Here is a 17,266-nt window from a genome sequence, read left to right as displayed (position 1 = left end):
TGGCAAATTATACCTTTACGCCGCCAACGGCAGGCGCATTCCTGCATTTCCGGTTGTTATAATGGGCGCATGAAAAAATTAACTCTCCTCGGCGATATCACGCCAGCGCAATTCCTGCGCGACTACTGGCATAAAAAACCCCTGCTGATCCGTCAGGCCGTGCCTGGCTTCAAGGCCCTGTTCGATTTCAAGGCCCTGGCCGAGCTGGCCACCCTGGATCACGTCGAATCGCGCCTCGTCAGCCATGCCGACGGCCACTGGAACATGCAGCAAGGTCCGTTGACCAGCCTGCCCTCGCTGAAACAGAAGGAATGGACCCTGCTGGTGCAGGGCGCCAACCTGCACAGCGCCAAGGCCGACGCCCTGCTGCGCCAGTTCCGTTTCCTGCCGGACGTGCGCCTGGACGACCTGATGGTGAGCTTCGCCACCGACGGCGGCGGCGTGGGCCCGCACTTCGATTCCTACGACGTGTTCCTGCTGCAAGGCCAGGGCAAGCGCCACTGGCGCATCGGCGCCCAGAAGGACCTGAGCCTGATCGACGGCTTGCCGCTGAAAATTCTCAGCAATTTCACGCCCGACGAGGAATTCACGCTGGAACCGGGCGACATGCTGTATCTGCCGCCCCACTACGCGCACGACGGCGTCGCCATCGGCGACTGCCAGACCTACTCGATCGGCTTCCGTTCGCCATCGTTCCAGGAACTGGGCGAAGCCTTCCTGCAATTCATGGCCGATTCCATCGACTTGCCGGGCATCTATAGCGACCCGGAACTGAAAGCCTCGGCCAAGCCGGCCGAGATTCCCCGCGAAATGCTCGCCACCATCACGGAAGAGATGAACAAGGTGCGCTTCACGGAAGAAGACGTCACCATCTTCCTGGGCGAACACCTGTCCGAACCGAAGCACAATGTGTTTTTCACGCCACTGTCGAAGCCCCTGACGGTGGGCCGCTTCGCGGACGCCGCACAGAAGAAGGGTGTCGTGTTGTCGCGCAAGACGCTAATGCTGTATCGTGGCAAGAATGTCTTTATCAATGGCGAGTCGTTTGCCATTGGCAAGGCCGACAAAGCGACACTGGAAACCCTGGCCAACGACCGCGCCCTCGACGGCGCCGCCGTGGCCCAGGCTTCCGACGATGTGATGGATGCCTTATATACCTGGTATCAGGATGGCTGGATCGAACTGGCCTGAATGCGTGCAGCATAGGAAAAGTGGTATTACCGCAGCAGGGATAACGGCTTCTGCGCTAGCGCAATAAAACATATTATTTTTATATCGTTTTGTCGCGCTTTCGCAAAACACTTACACTTGCTTGCAATTTGCCGTGGCAATTATTGCGATATCACAAAATAGTTGCGAATTTGCCTCTTGCTCCTATTGCGACGCACCAAAAATCGCTATAATATTCGGTTAGGAAGTTTCCGTTGTCTGGCAGGCACCACCTGGTACGAAAAGCCTTCGAAGACGACCTAACGAGCGATAATTACCGGTAATTATTCATCGCAACAATGTTGATTTATTTTTTGAAATAATTAAGGAAAACAAATGAAAAAATCCCTGCTGATCGCCTCCCTGATGGTTGTTGCTCTGGCTGCTTGCAGCAAAAAAGAAGAAGCTCCTGCACCAGCACCAGTAGTTGAAACCCCAGCACCAGCACCAGCAGTTGAAGCTGCTCCAGCTGCTGCTGCTGACGCTGCTGCTTCGGCCGCTACCGACGCTGCTGCTGCTGCTTCGGCTGCCGCTTCGGCCGCTACCGACGCTGCTTCGGCTGCTTCGGCTGCTGCATCGGCTGCTAAGTAATTTAGCACCCTGCACTAGAGAAAGCCGGCCTTCGGGCCGGCTTTTTTACGTCCGCGATTTTATCCGCAGGATAAAACCGCGGACGAAGCCGCATATTAAAAAAGGCCGGCCCGGTTCCCCGGATCGGCCTTTTTAATATGCGGCAGGTTTTACGCCCTGCCGCCAAGGGACGGCTTATTTCAGCTGATCGTTCAGCAAGCCCAGGATCTTCTCGGCTACTGGCAATGTAGCCGGCTGGCCTTCGTTGCTGAGGATGCTGACCAGGCTGGTCGAACCATTGCCGGCCTTGACCAGGACGCGGTAGCGCTGCGCTTCCTTGTCCTTGTCGGACGACGAGCCCCAGCTGAACAGTTTCGAGAAGAAACCATCTTTCTTGACCGCATCCGGATCGACGTAACGCACGAAATACGTGCCTTGCGTGCGGTCGCGGTCTTCCACGGTGAAGCCGACGCGGTCCAGCGCCAGGCCGACACGGCGCCAGGCGCGGTCGAAACCTTCATCGACTTCGATGGCGCGCGTTGGCGTGGCGGCGTCGCCGACCAGCTTGGCGTGCTGCGGCTGCACGATGGCGGCGTCGACAGCCGTCTTCGCCTGCGCGTCGTCGCTGGCCGCGCCCAGGCGCGTCATCAGCTTGGCGAGGAATTGCGCTTCCAGGCCCGGATCGTTGGGACGCGCGGTCCAGGTGGTGGTTTCCTTGTCGCGGCCCGTGACGACCTCTTCCACGCCACGGTGGCTGATGTAGATCTCGGTCGAGCCATCGGCCAGGCGTTCCACGCGGGTGCGGAACTTGTCTTTTTCACCGGTCGAGTACAGCGAATCGAAAGCCTTGCCGATGGTGCTGCGGATAAAGTCTTGCGGCACCTTGGCGCGGTTCTCGTTCCACTCGGTTTCCATGATGCCAGCCGTCGGCTGGTCGATGGCGACCGTGAAGCCGGAATCTTCCCAGAATTGCTTCAGCTGCGGCCACAGCACTTCAGGCGACTGCTTGACCACCAGCCAGCGCTGGTTGCCCGCGCGCTCGACCTTGACGCCGCCCGCCGTCACCGGCACGACGCCCACCACGCCATCGGCGCCCACGACGACAGGCGTGCCTGCCGCTGCGCTGCGCTGCGCGTTGTAGCCGGACGCCGTGGCAACGCCATTTTTCGAATCCGGCAGGGAATAGCGGTTGTCCTGCTGCAATTGCGTCAGGTCAGGCGGCACGTCCAGGGTGCCGGCCTTCTTGACCGACTTGTAGTCGACTTTGTCGCCGCCGACCACCGAACTGATCATGCCGCAGCCCGCGAGGCTGGCTGCGACGGCGCCGATGACGATGCCGCGGACGGCGAAGGTGGCAGGCGCCGATTGGGTTTTCTTGCAATTAGTCATGTCGTTACTGGATAAGAAGCTAAGTAGCAGCTGAATCAGGGAAGGTCCGGACTATACGAGTCCGGGCTTGAAGTCCGGGCTTAAGACAGGACGCCAGCGTCACGCAAGGCATCGCGCACGGTGGCATGACAATTATCAGCCAGCGGCACCAGCGGCAAACGTATGCCGGCCGGCATCATGCCCATTTCGGCCAGCGCCCATTTGACGGGCACCGGGTTGGGCTCGACAAACAATTTCTGGTGCAGGGGGAAAACTTTGTTATTGATGGCAATGGCCGTGGCACGCTCGCCCGCCATGGCGGCAACGCACAGCTCGTGCATGGCGCGCGGCGCGACGTTGGCCGTGACGGAGATATTGCCGTGGCCGCCGCAGAACATCAGCGCCATGGCCGTCGGATCATCGCCCGAATACACGGCGAAGTCGGCTGGCACCAAACGCAGCAGGTCGATGCCGCGGCCGATATTGCCGGTCGCATCTTTCACGCCGACGATATTCGGGATGGCGGACAGGCGCACGATGGTCTCGTTGCTCATGTCGGCAACGGTGCGGCCCGGCACGTTGTACAGGATGACGGGAATGTCGACGGCTTCGGCGATGGCCTTGAAGTGCTGGTACATGCCTTCCTGGGTAGGACGGTTGTAGTACGGCACTACTTGCAGAACAGCATCTGCGCCCGCTTCTTTCGCATAGCGCGTCAGCTTGATGGCCTCGGCCGTGGAATTGCCACCGGCGCCGGCGATGATAGGAATGCGTCCCTTGGCGTGCTCGACGGTCAACTGGATCAGTTCGCAGTGCTCTTCCACGCTCACTGTTGCCGATTCGCCCGTGGTGCCAACGATGACGATGCCGTCCGTACCCTCGGCGATATGCCAGTCGATCAGCTTGCGCAGACCTGGAAAGTCCAGACTGCCGTCCGCGTGCATCGGGGTGACGATTGCTACAATGCTGCCCTTGATCATAGTAAGTTTATAGCGCCGATAAATAAAACAACGATTGTAGCGGATAGCCCGCGCCTGTGGTGCATTCTGACTTAGAAACGCCGCTCAAAACGTCGGCAGCAGGGCTGCCAACCGTGGAAAATCTGGCCGAACGGCACAAATTCGTTGCACCAGAGCAGCTTTTGGCTGTTCCACGCGCCCATCTTCATAGGCGACCACGCGCAGGCCGTGCTCGAGCGCCCAGGCCAGCATCTCGCCTTCCTTCAGCAGGAATTTCGGATTCGACGGCTTGCCGAACTGCTCATTGCCTTCGGCGAACGTTTCGTACACCAGCACGCCATCGGGCGCCAGGCTGGCGATCATCGCGTCGAGCAAGGGCCGGTGCAAATAATTGGTGACGACGATGCCGGCAAAGCGGTCCGCCGCGAACGGCCACGCGGCGCCCGGCGCCTCCAGGTCCACCAGCGAGGTGGTGATGCCCGTGCCGGCTGCCTTTTCCAGCATTTCCGGATCGTGGTCGAGCGCGATCACCGGGTGGCCCAGGCTGACCAGGTGGCGCGCATGGCGGCCGCTGCCGCAAGCCAGGTCCAGCACTTCGCCACCGGGAATCAGAGGGGCCCAACGGCGCACCCAGCCGGAAATCGCTTCCATATCAACTACTTGTTCAGTTACTTGCATCGGTACTTCCATCAGATTTTGTTACGTTGTGCCCGTGTGGCCTGCCGCTGCAGCGGCGCATCAGCCCAAGAGTGCGGTAAGCGGGGTCACCAGCATGAGGAAAATGCCGATGACAAACTCGATCGCCGCCAGCAGGGCGCGGTTCAGGATGCCCGTGTACATCAGCAATACCAGCGCGCCGAACACATACAGGCCATAGCGCTCGATGCTGGCGTAAGGACGCGCCAGCTGCATCGGCAGCAAGCCGGTGACGATGCGTCCGCCGTCGAGCGGCGGCACGGGAATCAGGTTAAAGACAAACATGGCCGCATTGACGCTGACGCCGGCGCCAGCCATCTTGCGGAAAAACATGCCCAGTTCCGTCGGCGGCAAGACGCTGAGCACGACGAAGGCGATCATCCAGGCCAAGCCCATGACGAAGTTCGCACCGGGACCGGCAAACGCCACCCAGGCCATCTGCTTCTTCGGATTGCGCAGGCGGCTGAAATCGACGGGCACCGGCTTGGCATAGCCGAACGGCACCTGGATCGTGAAATACAGTATCAGCGGCAGCAAGATCGTGCCGAAAGGATCGATATGCCGGATCGGATTCAGGCTCAGCCGGCCCTCGTTCGACGCCGTGGGATCGCCGAAATAACGGGCGGCATAGCCGTGCGCGGCCTCATGCAGGGAAATGGCAAACAGCACCGGCACCAGGTACACCGCAACGGTCTGGACTATCGTATTGAAATCGCTCATGACCGCGATTCTACCAGAGGCGTCCCGGCCCCTTTCTTATGTTGTCATTAAGAACATCTGTCAAAAGCTGCTGCGCGACGCGATTTGCGGCCCGCGATGCCCCCTGTTCGAAGGCACGGCGACGCTTCCTGGCCACCACACGCTGCCGCTCGCGGCGCTCTGGCCAGGCGTTGCAAAAACAGGTAAAGACAGCGCCCGCTGCAGCCGCCTACAAACCCAGCACGGCCGGGTCGCCACGGCCCACGCGCACCACCTCCGGCTCGGGGCCCGTCAAGTCGATCACCGTGCTGGGACCATGCGCGCAGACGCCGCCATCGATGATCAGGTCGACCAGCTTTTCCAGGCGCTCGCGGATGGTGTCGGCATCCGTCAGGCTTTCCTCGTCGCCGGGCAGGGTCAACGTGGCGCCCAGCAGGGGCTGGCCCAGCTCTTCCAGCAGGCATTGCACGATGCGGTGCTGCGGCACGCGCAGGCCGATGGTCTTGCGCGACGGATGGCTGAGGCGGCGCGGCACTTCCTTGGTCGCCTCGAGGATAAACGTGTAGGCGCCCGGCGTGGCCGCCTTGAGCAGGCGGAACTGGCGGTTGTCGACCCTGGCGTACACGCCCAGCTCGCTCAAGTCGCGGCACAGCAAGGTCAGGTGATGCTTTTCATCCACGCCACGGATGCGGCGCAGGCGCTCGACGGCGCCCTTGTCGTCGAGCTGGCACACCAGCGCGTAGCAGGAATCGGTAGGCAAGGCCACCACGCCGCCCGACTGGATGATCTGCGCTGCCTGCTTGATCAGCCGCAATTGCGGATTGTCAGGGTGAATCTGAAAAAATTGACTCATGGTTTAAGCGTTCTTCATTATTGGCATAAGTTATCATTATTGCACGCCGCGCAGGGCGGCGATGCGTTGCTCGATCGGCGGATGGGTGGCGAACAGCGCGCCCCAGCCGCCATTGCCGCCGCTGATGCCCAGCGCCTGCATCGATTGCGGCAGCTCGCCCGGCGGCACGCCGCCGAGGCGGGCCAGCGCATGCATCATCGGCGTCGGGCTGCCCAGCAATTTGGCCGAGCCGGCGTCGGCGCGGAATTCGCGCTGGCGCGAGAACCAGGCCACGATGATGGAAGCGAGCAAGCCGAAGATCACTTCGCACACCATGACGGTGACGAAATAGCCGATGCCGCGCCCGCCGCCTTCGCGGTTATTATTTTTCAGCAAGACGTTATCGACAAAGAAGCCCACCACGCGCGCCATGAAGACGACAAAGGTGTTCACCACGCCCTGGATCAGGGTCAGGGTCACCATGTCGCCATTGGCCACGTGGGCGATTTCATGGCCCAGTACGGCTTCGACTTCATCGCGGTTCATGCTTTGCAGCAAACCGGTCGAGACGGCCACCAGCGCCGAATTCTTGAACGCGCCCGTGGCGAACGCATTCGCGTCGCCCTCGTAGACGGCCACTTCCGGCATGCCGATGCCGGCCCGCTCGGACAGGGCGCGCACGGTATTGACCAGCCACAACTCGGTCGACGAAGTGGGGTTGTCGATGACGCGCGCACCCGTGCTCCACTTGGCCATCGGTTTGCTGATCAGCAAGGAAAAGATCGACCCCGTGAACCCGACCACCAGCGAAAACACGAGCAGGCTGCCCAGGTTCAGGGTACTGCCGCGCGCCGGATTGCCCACGCCCAACAAGCTGAGGACGAGCGACAGCACCAGCATCACGGCCAGGTTGGTAGCAATAAAAAGGACGATACGTTTCATGGGCGATGGCTCCAGGTGACTATATATAACAAGAATAACAAAAAGATATGTACGCCAGCGTAGATTTCAAGCAGCTCTGGCCGCATGCCGGCGCATCGGCAGCCGGGAACATCTCGCGAGCGGCAGTGCTTTGTGGCCGAGCAGCGCAGCTGTGCTACAGCACAGTGAGCATCGCCGGCCGCAAGGCGCGCCGCGCAGCAGATTTGCCTGGCTGCAAACTAAAACCAGTCGTGCCAGATGGGCGTGACATTGGCAGGCAACGGCGGCAGCATGGCAAAGTCCACGCGCGACTCGCCCGGCGCATGGAAGTCCGTGCCGCGCGAGGCGAGGAAGCCGTAATCGTTGGCCAGGCGCGCGTATTCCGGATACTGGTCCGGACTGTGGCTGCCCGTGACGACTTCGATGGCCACGCCGCCCAGTTGCTTGAATTCATCGAACAGCACGCCTTGCGCCATGTAGCTGAAACGGTAGCGGCCCGGATGGGCGATGACGGCCACGCCGCCCGCGCCGCGTATCCAGCCCACCGCTTCGGCCAGGGTGGCCCAGCGGTGCTCGACATAACCGGGCTTGCCTTCCGACAGGTATTTCTTGAACACGTCGGGGATATTCGCGCATTTCCCCGTTTCCACGATGTAGCGGGCAAAGTGCGTGCGCGACATCAGGTCCGGGTTGCCGACGAATTTCAGCGCGCCCTCGTAGGCGTCGGGAATGCCGGCCAGGTCCAGCTGGCGGGCGATCTCGCGGCCGCGCGCATCGCGCCCCGAGCGCGTCTGGTGCAAGCCCTGCACGAGGGCCCGATTGTTTTCATCGACCTGCAAGCCGACGATATGCACGGTTTCGCCGGCCCAGGTGATGGAAATTTCCACGCCGGCCACGAAGCGCATGCCCAGGTCCAGTGCGGCCGTGCGCGCGGCGGCAATGCCGGACACTTCATCGTGGTCGGTCAGCGCCCACACATCGACGCCGGCCTTGCGTGCGTGCGCGGCCACGGCGGCGGGCGCCAGCACGCCGTCGGAGATATTCGAATGACAATGCAGGTCGACTTTAAGCATACGAAAACAATACCCTGCACGGGCTCAACATGAAAGAAGTTTTCATTGTACGCTGCTTGTCAAAAGCAGAAGCAGCGTTCCCGCCACATCAGGCCAGGAACGCCTCCACCAGGCGCGCCAGGGCGGCCGGCTGGTCATGATGCAGCATGTGGCCCGCATCGTTGAGCATTTCACAGCGCACATCCTTGATACAGGCCAAACGACGGTCGATTTCGATGCGCGCCTCCTCCTTGGGGCCCATCCATTGCCACATATTGGTGTCGTCGGCCTCCACCCACAGCACGGGCGCCGTGATGCGGCGCCAGCACGCCATCACCTCTTCCACCTGGTACAGGATGGGATTGACGCGCTTGTGCAGCGGGTCGCCGAGGATGTCCCACTCGCCCGCCTCGTTGCGCGCCGACCAGTGCTCGGCGAGAAAAGCCGCGCGCGCGTCCGGCAGGCGCGGATTGGTCTTTTGCAGGCGCTCGGCCACGGCCTTCTGCGTCGGATAGCTGCGCATCACGGGCGGCTCGCGCAATTCGTCGAGCCACTTGGCGTAGCGTCCCGGCGCCTGCTCCGGCTTCGTCGCCATCATGCCGAAGCCTTCCAGGTTGATGAAACGGCTGATGCGCTCGGGCCGCACGCCCGCGTACAGGCCGGCCACATTGGCGCCCATGCTGTGGCCCAGCAGCTTGACGGGCGCGTCCGGCGAATAATGGAGCAGCATGGCGTCCAGGTCGGCCAGGTAATCGGGGAACCAGTAGGTATCGGACTGCGTGTAGTCGCTGAGGCCGAAGCCGCGCCAGTCGGGCGCGATCACGTGCCAGTCGCCCGCCAGCTCGTCGACGACGAACTGGAATGAGGCGGCCACGTCCATCCAGCCATGCACCATGAAGAGAATGGGCGCGCCTTCGCGGCCCCAGTGGCGCACATGCGTGCGCGCGCCGCGGATGTTGATGAATTCGGAACGGGAAAGTTTCATGGGTTTCATCGGATGCCTGCCTTGAAAGTAGCGCGGATGGCGCCACATGGTGTGTCTGTAGATATTGTACGCATAAAAGTACGACCGTTCGATAATTATAGCGGATCGGCGGAGCCGCGTCGGCCACGGCTTGGACGCGACCAGGGCGCGACCGTGAAGACTTGCCTCGCAACAGCGTAAAATAGCGTACATTCCAGCGTCCGGCCATGCCCGGCGCTTCCACACCGCCACGGGCTAACGATGACACTCTACCAATTGGGCGCCGATGCGCCGCAGATTGATGCTTCCGCTTTTGTCGCCGACACGGCCAACGTGATCGGCAAGGTGACGCTGGAAGCGAATACCTCCGTATGGTTCGGCGCCACCATCCGCGGCGACAATGAACGCATCACCGTGGGCGCCAACAGCAATGTGCAGGAAGGCGCCGTACTGCACACGGACCCCGGTTACCCGCTCGACATCGGATCGAACGTGACCATCGGCCACCAGGCAATGTTGCATGGATGCACGATTGGCGATGGCGCCCTGATCGGCATCCAGGCCGTGATCCTGAACGGCGCGAAGATCGGCAAGGGATGCCTGGTCGGCGCGGGCGCCCTGGTCACGGAAGGCAAGGAATTTCCCGACAATATGCTGATCATCGGCTCACCGGCGAAAGCCGTGCGGCCCCTGACGGCAGACGATATCACCAGACTACAAGGCAACGCCGTGAACTATGTGCAACGCGGCCAGCTATTTAATACGCAACTCAAGAAGATTGGATAAAAGAATGACGACTGAAACCACGGGCGCCGTCAGCGCTATCCCCACCGGCCAGGACACCCTGCAAAAGTTTATTTTCGACAACGCCGCCGTGCGCGGCCAGTTCATCGACGTGTCCGGCACCTGGCAGGAAGTGGTGTCGCGCCACGCCTACCCGACGGCCGTGAAAAAAGTGCTGGGCGAAATGGTGGCCGCCGCCGCCCTGCTGTCGGCCAACCTGAAATTCAACGGCTCCATCATCATGCAGATCCATGGCGATGGTCCCGTGCGCCTGATGGTGGTCGAGTGCGATTCGGACCTGCGCTTGCGCGCCACGGCCAAGCTGGACCCGGACGCCGTCATCGCCGACGTCGCCACCGTGCCGCAATTGCTCAACGCCACGGGCAAGGGCCGCTTCATCATCACCCTGGACCCGGCCGACAAGGTGCCGGGCCAGCAGCCGTACCAGGGCATCGTGCCGCTGGACGGCGACGACATGGCGACCGTGATCGAAAACTACATGTTGCGCTCGGAACAGCTCGACACGCGCCTGTGGCTGGCCACGGACGACAGCGTCTCGCGCGGCCTGCTGCTGCAAAAGCTGCCGCACCATGGCGGCAAGGCCGAAGCGACACCCGTCTCGGAAGAAGACGCGCTCGACACGTGGAACCGCGCCGTGATGCTGGCCTCGACCCTGAAAGAGGCGGAAATTCTCTCGACCGACATCGACACCCTGATGCAGCGTTTGTTCTGGGAAGAAACCATCCGCGTCTTCGATCCCCTGCACCCGAGCTTCCATTGCAGCTGCACGCGCGAAAAAGTCGGCAATATGCTCAAGATGCTGGGCGAGGAAGAAGTCAACAGCACGCTGGAAGAAGTGGGCCAAGTCGGTGTGAACTGCGATTTCTGCGGCCAGCACTATGAGTTCGACAAGGTCGATTGCGCGCAGCTGTTCGTCACGGATGCGCCGGCCGAGGTTCTCATCCCGCCCGCCGCCAGCATCAACTGATCATTACACTTTCGCAATGCATCTGCCGCGCCGCCCCTGAGGCGGCGCAATTGTTTCTGCTGTCATCGTCCCGTCATCAGTTCGTCATCAGCCCGTCACGCGCCGCCGTTACGCTGCGCAGCTTGTATTACTTCCAATACTTTCCACAGGCTGATGATGAATACCCACTTGACGCTGGCCCTGCGCCGCCATTCCTTCCACGTTTTGCTGGGCGCCTGCGCCGCGGGCCTCTCCTTGCCGGCGCTGGCGCAAACGGCCGTGGCCGCCGCTGTGGCCTCGGCCGCCACCGACATGGCTGCTGCTGCCCCGGCTGCCGACGACAATGCGCCTATGGCCACCGTGGAGATTTCCTCGCGCAAGACGCGTTCTTCCGTCGCCCTGAGCAAGAATGAAATCCAGAAAATCCTGCCCGGCACGAATCCCCTGAAAGCCCTGCAAACCCTGCCCGGCGTCAGCTTCCAGACGGCCGATCCATGGGGCAACAACGAGCAAAACCTGTCGCTGTTCGTGCACGGCTTTTCCGGCCAGCAACTGGGCTACACCATGGATGGCGTGCCGCTGGGCGACCAGCAGTACGGCAACTACAACGGCCTGTCGCCGCAACGCGCCGTGATCAGCGAAAACGTGCGCAGCGTCGTGCTGTCCTCGGGCGCGGGCGACCTGGCCACGGCCTCGACCAGCAACCTGGGCGGCACCATCGAAACCTATTCCAGCGACCCGCTGGCCGCGCAGGGCGCCAGCGTGCAGCAAACCGTGGGCAGCCACCGCACCTCGCGCACGTTTGCCCGCTACGACACGGGTGCCTTTGGCGACGGCAGCAGCGCCTATTTTTCCATCCTGCACCATGAAGCGCGCGCCTGGGACTTCGATGCGCGCCAGGGCGGCGACCAGTTCAACGCCAAATACGTCAACCGCAGCGAGGCGGGCAAGCTGACCCTGTTCTTCAATTACTCGGACAAGATCGAGCCGAACGAGGACAGCACCGTGCACGTGAAGGGCGAGACGAGCGCGCCATACACGCGCCCCTTCCTGTATCCCGACTTCAAGGCGGCCCTCAATTACCTGTCGCCGACGGGCGCCACGCCTGCCGCCGATGGCAACAATTACCGCAACTACTACAGCGATGCGCAGCGCACCGATTACCTGGCCTACGCCAAGTTCGACGCCAACCTGTCGGAGGGCACGACCTGGTCGAACCAGGTGTATTACCACAAGGATGACGGCGCCGGCGTGGTGGCCGGCCCCATCGGCGTGGCCGGCTTGCCGGGCCTGTTCAGCGTCTACTACCCGAAGCAGAACCTGAAGGAAGTCTTCGGCAACTCGGGCTACGCCGTGCGCACGACGGAATACGACATCAAGCGCGGCGGCTTCATTTCCACGCTGCGCAAGGAAATCGGCAACCACCAGCTCGAAGCGGGCCTGTGGCTGGAACAGAACCGCTCGTCCGCCTACCGCCGCTGGTATGCGCTGGACGTCAACCACCCGACCTCGCCGTACGACCGCCCCAGCAATCCTTTGATCACGCAGTACGGCAGCGAGATCGACAACAAGGTGGTGCAGCTGCACTTGCAGGATGAATGGCGCATCCGCCCCGATATCGCGCTGCAGGCCGGCTTCAAGTCCAGCTTGCAGTTTGCCGATGGCCAGTTCCCCGTGCAGCCGGCCAAGGGCGCCATTGCCGGCGGTTCGACGGCCCTGCCCGTCGGCTCCATCGCGACGAAAAAATGGTTCCTGCCGCAAGTGGGCGCGCGCTGGGACTTCACGCCGCAAGACCAGCTGTACTTCAATATCCAGAAAAATATGCGCCAGTTCGTCACCTACGGCGGCGGCGGCGCGTCGCCGTGGAGCTTGTCGAACCAGGCCGCCTTCGACCTGTTCAAGCGCGACGCCAAGCCGGAAACGGCCCTCACCTATGAAGTGGGCGTGCGCGGCAGCCACCCCATGAACCTGGGCGCCATCACGGCCATCGATGGGCAAGTCAATGTGTACCACGTCGATTTCAGCAACCGCTTGCTGCAGATCAGCCCGACGCCCGTGATTTCCTCCATCATTGGCGGCAACCCCGTGCTGGCCAACGTGGGCAGCGTGCGCACGGACGGCATCGACATCGCCGGTACTGTGCACTTCGGCAACAATTTTTCGTTCTACAATGCCCTGTCGTACAACCGTTCACAGTACGCGGACAATTACAGCAATGGCGCCGCGTTGGTCTTGACGGCGGGCAAGAACGTGCCGGGCTCGCCCGAGTGGCTGAACAAATTTGTTGCCTCGGCCACGTTTGGCGATATCGAAGTGCAGCTGACGGGAGACTATGTGGGCAAGCGCTATGCGACGTACACGAACGATTTGTCCGTGCCCAGCTATTTCCTGATGGGCCTGGGCGTGTCGGGCAAGCTGCCGGCCATGGCCGGCTGGCTGAAGAACCCGCGCTGGCGCGTCAACGTCAGCAACCTGGCCAACCGCGAAGGCTCGCTGAACGTGGTGGTGGGCGCGGCCGACAAGACCTACAACACCTTCCCCATCGCGCCGCGCCAGGGTTTCCTGACCTTGACGGCGGACTTCTGATGCGCGCGCCGCATCTCGCCCCTGTCTTGGCGCAACGGCATTTCTCGCGCCGCCGCTTCGTGCAGGCGGCCGTCGGCGGCCTGGCACTGGCCAGCGCGCCCGGCTTTGCCGCCGGCCTGCTGGCCACTCCGCCAGCGCGGCCGCTGGTCTTCGCCCACCGCGGCGCCAGCGCCCTGCGCCCCGAACACACGCTGGCCTCGTACGCCAAGGCCATCCTCGACGGCGCCGACTACGTCGAGCCGGACCTGGTGGCCACGCGCGACGGCATCCTCGTGGCGCGCCATGAAAGCAACCTGATCGACACCACCGACGTGGCGCGCCGTCCCGAGTTCGCCAGCCGGCGCGGCAAGAAGCTGGTCGACGGCGAATGGCACGAGGGCTGGTTCGTCGATGATTTCACCTTGGCCGAACTGAAGACCCTGCGCGCCATCGAACGGCTGCCGAAAGTGCGCACAGGCAACACCTTGTACGATGGACAATTCCAGATCCCGACCTGGGAAGAAATCATCGATTTTGTTGCAGCGCAATCTGCCGCCAGCGGTCGCGTCATCGGCCTCGTGCCGGAGCTGAAAAGTTCCACCTACTTCAGCGATGCGGGCCTGGCGCTGGAAGACCGCTTCCTCTCGACCATGCTGGCGCACGAGTACACGCGCCGCGCGCCGATCGAGATCCAGTCCTTCGAAGTGGCCAATCTGAAGTACTTGCGCGAGAAGCTGGGACGGCGCGCCAACGTGCGCCTGATGCAGCTGGTGGTGGGCGGCGATATCCGTCCGATGGACGTGGCCAAGGCCGGCGGAAAATTGACATTCGGGCAAATGACGACGCCGGCCGGCCTGCGCGAGATCGCCGGCTACGCGGACGTGGTGGCGCCGCCCACGCGGGGCGTCATCCCGCTGGGCGCCGACCAGCGCCTGGCACAAGCCACGTCCATCGTCGACGATGCGCACCAGGCGGGCCTGCTGCTGCACACGTGGACCTTCCGTCCGGAAAACCGTTTCCTGGCGGCCGATTTCCGCGATGGCAACGGTGAAAACGCGCGCAACGAAGCCGGTTCCGTGGCGGAAATGCGGCGCTATATCGAGACGGGACTGGACGGCTTTTTCAGCGACGACCCGGGCCTGGGACGCCTGGCCGCCGGATAAACATTTCGTAACAAATTCTTTTTCGGGGCGTGGCCGGCGGCTACGCCCTTATTATGCGTTTCTTGAATTTCTGAAATTGGAATTTGGAATTAGACATATATCGGCAACTCCATTATTGTGCAATGCAACAACAGACCATTCATGGAGGGCATATGTCCACTTTCACCAACACTTACAGCAACGACGACAACTATTTCAGCAACCTGGGCCGCGCCACGCGCGCCTTCCTGGGCGCCCTGCTCGCTTCCAAGCCTTACAGCGAACTGGCACAGAAGGAAGTCATCGCCACCGGCACCCCGGCGGCCAGCACCGACGACGAGCGCTATGTGCGCCCAAGCAAGCGCGATTTCGCCCTGCTGAACTCGGAAGCGGCGCGTCATGAGCGCCTGATGCCGAACCTGGCCGCCGAACTGCGCTTCCTGGCCTCGCGCGGTTAAGAAAACGTTCAGGACGGCATTGCCTGCGCCTTGCCGTAGGTTCGTACTGTCTTCGGCCTGGCGCCTGGCCCCGAACGTTTTTTAAGCTAACTATCTAACAACTTACTGGAATTATTATGATGTTTCTCGAAACCGCACTGATCGCCGTAGCCATCGTTGTTACCGGCATCCATTTTTACCTGATCTCGACCGGCAAAGCCCGTTTCTGATCAGCAAGCAGTATCCACAGCGCCGCGCCATGCGGCCAGTCGTGTGCAGCAGTACAAGGTCGTCATCAAGATGTGACATGTCAGCCTGGCAATCGGTCCAGGCTGGCAAGCGGGAAGTAGTATGTCTTAGTGTGGCGCAGCAGCGTCCACCGGCGTTTCCAGCAGTGGCGGGGTCTGGCCCTTGCGCACGATCTGCACGAAAATCTCATTCTGTTTGACCATGCCCAGCTCATAGCGGGCACGCTCCTCGACCGCGCCCGTGCCGTCCTTCAGGTCGCGCACTTCGGATTCGAGCTTGGCGTTGCGCGCCTTCAATTCCATATTCTTCTTGTTGGCCACCGCCACTTGGGCTTCCATGTCGGCAACACGCAGCCAGCCGCCTTTACCCAGCCAGAGGGGAAATTGGATCAACAGCAGCAAGGCTGCCAGGGCGAGCGTAATCAGGCGCATGGGGCATTCAGTTAAAAAACCGGCCGGAACATCTCCGGCCGGCCAGTGGGTTTTACATCAGCTTACTTCAGATTATAGAACGCATCGCGTCCTGGATAGCTGGCAACGTCGCCCAGGTCTTCTTCGATACGCAGCAGCTGGTTGTACTTGGCCATGCGGTCCGAACGCGACATCGAGCCGGTCTTGATCTGCAAAGCGTTCGTGGCAACGGCGATATCGGCGATGGTCGAGTCTTCCGTTTCGCCCGAGCGGTGCGAAATGACGGCCGTGTAACCGGCGCGCTTGGCCATTTCGATGGCGGCGAACGTTTCCGTCAGGGTACCGATCTGGTTGATCTTGATCAGGATCGAGTTGGCGATGCCTTTCGAGATGCCTTCTTTCAGGATCTTGGTGTTGGTCACATACAGGTCGTCGCCGACCAGTTGCACTTTCTTGCCCAGTTCCGCCGTCAGGATCGCCCAGCCATCCCAGTCGCCTTCATGCATCGCGTCTTCGATCGAGATGATCGGGTACTTGTCGCACCAGGTCGCCAGCAGGTTGGTGAACTCGGTGGCGGTCAGGCTCAGGCCTTCGCCTTCCATTTCGTACTTGCCGTTCTTGTAGAACTCGGACGCGGCGCAATCGAGGCCGATGGCGATCTGCGTGCCTGGCTCGTAGCCGGCTTCTTCGATGGCCTGGATGATCAGCTTGATGGCTTCTTCATGGTTGGCCAAGGATGGCGCGAAACCGCCTTCGTCGCCCACGTTGGTGTTCAAACCCTTCTTGTGCAGGATTTTCTTCAGCGTGTGGAACACTTCCGCGCCGTAGCGGACGGCTTCCTTGAACGACGGTGCGCCCACGGGAATGATCATGAATTCCTGGATGTCCAGGTTGTTGTCGGCGTGCGCGCCGCCGTTGATGACGTTCATCATCGGCACTGGCATCTGCATGGCGCCCGAACCGCCGAAATAGCGGTACAGCGGCAAGCCCGCTTCTTCGGCGGCAGCCTTGGCAACGGCCATGGAAACGGCCAGGATGGCGTTGGCGCCCAGGCGTGATTTGTTTTCCGTGCCGTCCAGGTCGATCAGGGTACGGTCCAGGAAAGCCTGTTCATTGGCGTCCAGGCCCATGATGGCTTCGGAGATTTCGGTATTGATGTTTTCGCATGCTTGCAGCACGCCCTTGCCGAAGTAGCGCTTGGCGTCGCCATCGCGCAATTCCACGGCTTCGCGCGAACCGGTCGAGGCACCCGACGGTACGGCCGCACGGCCCATCACGCCCGATTCCAGCAACACGTCGCATTCGACGGTCGGGTTGCCGCGCGAGTCCAGGATTTCGCGACCGATAATATCAACAATAGCACTCATGTCATTCTCCAAAGTTAAGCGTAACAGGGGCTGCACACTGCGTTCTGATGCGCAATTGCACAAAGGGGGCAAAGAA

Annotated in this window: 17 protein-coding genes; 7 read left to right on the top strand and 10 right to left on the bottom strand. The window is 61.7% G+C overall.

From position 1 onward, the window contains the following. Positions 1-69 precede the first annotated feature (69 nt). Positions 70-1,191, top strand: a complete 1,122-nt coding sequence (locus AC1RDJ_RS18715) for a JmjC domain-containing protein (RefSeq protein WP_493028361.1) — start codon at positions 70-72, stop codon at positions 1,189-1,191. 354 nt (positions 1,192-1,545) lie between these two features. Then, entirely contained in the window at positions 1,546-1,800 is a 255-nt protein-coding gene (locus tag AC1RDJ_RS18710) for a hypothetical protein (RefSeq protein ID WP_034783358.1), read from the top strand. A 174-nt stretch (positions 1,801-1,974) separates the two neighbouring features. Here the strand turns inward: AC1RDJ_RS18710 and bamC are convergent, their stop codons facing one another. The 8 genes from bamC to AC1RDJ_RS18670 all read right to left on the bottom strand — a co-directional run bounded on the left by bamC (position 1,975) and on the right by AC1RDJ_RS18670 (position 9,291). Next, complete coding sequence (gene bamC / locus AC1RDJ_RS18705) at positions 1,975-3,168, bottom strand: NlpB/DapX family lipoprotein (protein ID WP_071322488.1); 1,194 nt, start codon at positions 3,166-3,168, stop codon at positions 1,975-1,977. 80 nt (positions 3,169-3,248) lie between these two features. After that, on the bottom strand, positions 3,249-4,127 hold the full coding sequence (dapA, locus tag AC1RDJ_RS18700; protein WP_071322487.1) for a 4-hydroxy-tetrahydrodipicolinate synthase: 879 nt from the start codon (positions 4,125-4,127) through the stop codon (positions 3,249-3,251). Between the two features lie 84 nt (positions 4,128-4,211). Next, positions 4,212-4,757, bottom strand: a complete 546-nt coding sequence (locus AC1RDJ_RS18695) for a class I SAM-dependent methyltransferase (RefSeq protein WP_493028360.1) — start codon at positions 4,755-4,757, stop codon at positions 4,212-4,214. An 87-nt stretch (positions 4,758-4,844) separates the two neighbouring features. Continuing rightward, a complete protein-coding gene (locus AC1RDJ_RS18690) occupies positions 4,845-5,522 on the bottom strand; it encodes a site-2 protease family protein (protein ID WP_071322485.1) in 678 nt (225 codons plus the stop codon). A 208-nt stretch (positions 5,523-5,730) separates the two neighbouring features. Then, positions 5,731-6,354 (bottom strand): L-threonylcarbamoyladenylate synthase, encoded by a 624-nt coding sequence (locus tag AC1RDJ_RS18685; protein WP_046685844.1) that lies wholly within the window; start codon positions 6,352-6,354, stop codon positions 5,731-5,733. A 36-nt stretch (positions 6,355-6,390) separates the two neighbouring features. Then, positions 6,391-7,275 carry a protease HtpX gene (gene htpX, locus AC1RDJ_RS18680; RefSeq protein ID WP_070303511.1) on the bottom strand — a complete coding sequence of 295 codons (885 nt, stop codon included), beginning with the start codon at positions 7,273-7,275 and terminating at the stop codon, positions 6,391-6,393. A gap of 218 nt (positions 7,276-7,493) precedes the next feature. Beyond that, the gene (locus tag AC1RDJ_RS18675) at positions 7,494-8,327 is read right to left on the bottom strand and encodes a 3',5'-nucleoside bisphosphate phosphatase (protein WP_071322484.1); all 834 of its coding nucleotides are present in this window, start codon (positions 8,325-8,327) and stop codon (positions 7,494-7,496) included. An 88-nt stretch (positions 8,328-8,415) separates the two neighbouring features. Continuing rightward, positions 8,416-9,291, bottom strand: a complete 876-nt coding sequence (locus tag AC1RDJ_RS18670) for an alpha/beta fold hydrolase (protein ID WP_071322483.1) — start codon at positions 9,289-9,291, stop codon at positions 8,416-8,418. Between the two features lie 240 nt (positions 9,292-9,531). On the opposite strand from AC1RDJ_RS18670, the gene AC1RDJ_RS18665 reads away from it, so the two are divergent. From AC1RDJ_RS18665 to AC1RDJ_RS18645, 5 genes are all read left to right on the top strand, one after another. Beyond that, entirely contained in the window at positions 9,532-10,056 is a 525-nt protein-coding gene (locus AC1RDJ_RS18665) for a gamma carbonic anhydrase family protein (RefSeq protein WP_289885453.1), read from the top strand. Between the two features lie 4 nt (positions 10,057-10,060). Next, on the top strand, positions 10,061-11,041 hold the full coding sequence (hslO, locus tag AC1RDJ_RS18660) for an Hsp33 family molecular chaperone HslO (RefSeq protein WP_071322481.1): 981 nt from the start codon (positions 10,061-10,063) through the stop codon (positions 11,039-11,041). 153 nt (positions 11,042-11,194) lie between these two features. Continuing rightward, positions 11,195-13,606, top strand: a complete 2,412-nt coding sequence (locus AC1RDJ_RS18655; RefSeq protein ID WP_493028359.1) for a TonB-dependent receptor — start codon at positions 11,195-11,197, stop codon at positions 13,604-13,606. After that, the gene (locus AC1RDJ_RS18650; RefSeq protein WP_493028358.1) at positions 13,606-14,748 is read left to right on the top strand and encodes a glycerophosphodiester phosphodiesterase; all 1,143 of its coding nucleotides are present in this window, start codon (positions 13,606-13,608) and stop codon (positions 14,746-14,748) included. The genes AC1RDJ_RS18655 and AC1RDJ_RS18650 overlap by 1 nt, the downstream gene beginning before the upstream one ends. Before the next feature lie 152 nt (positions 14,749-14,900). Next, a complete protein-coding gene (locus AC1RDJ_RS18645) occupies positions 14,901-15,185 on the top strand; it encodes a hypothetical protein (RefSeq protein WP_071322479.1) in 285 nt (94 codons plus the stop codon). A 335-nt stretch (positions 15,186-15,520) separates the two neighbouring features. Here the strand turns inward: AC1RDJ_RS18645 and ftsB are convergent, their stop codons facing one another. Beyond that, positions 15,521-15,844, bottom strand: coding sequence for a cell division protein FtsB (gene ftsB, locus AC1RDJ_RS18640; protein ID WP_035821182.1), 324 nt, complete (start codon positions 15,842-15,844; stop codon positions 15,521-15,523). Positions 15,845-15,906: 62 nt separating this feature from the next. Then, on the bottom strand, positions 15,907-17,190 hold the full coding sequence (gene eno / locus AC1RDJ_RS18635; protein ID WP_071322478.1) for a phosphopyruvate hydratase: 1,284 nt from the start codon (positions 17,188-17,190) through the stop codon (positions 15,907-15,909). Positions 17,191-17,266 lie beyond the last annotated feature (76 nt).

This window comes from Janthinobacterium sp. GW822-FHT07H10 (genome assembly GCF_058798675.1).
The sequence above is the reverse complement of the archived record's forward strand: the minus strand, read 5'-3'. Positions and strand labels throughout refer to the sequence as shown.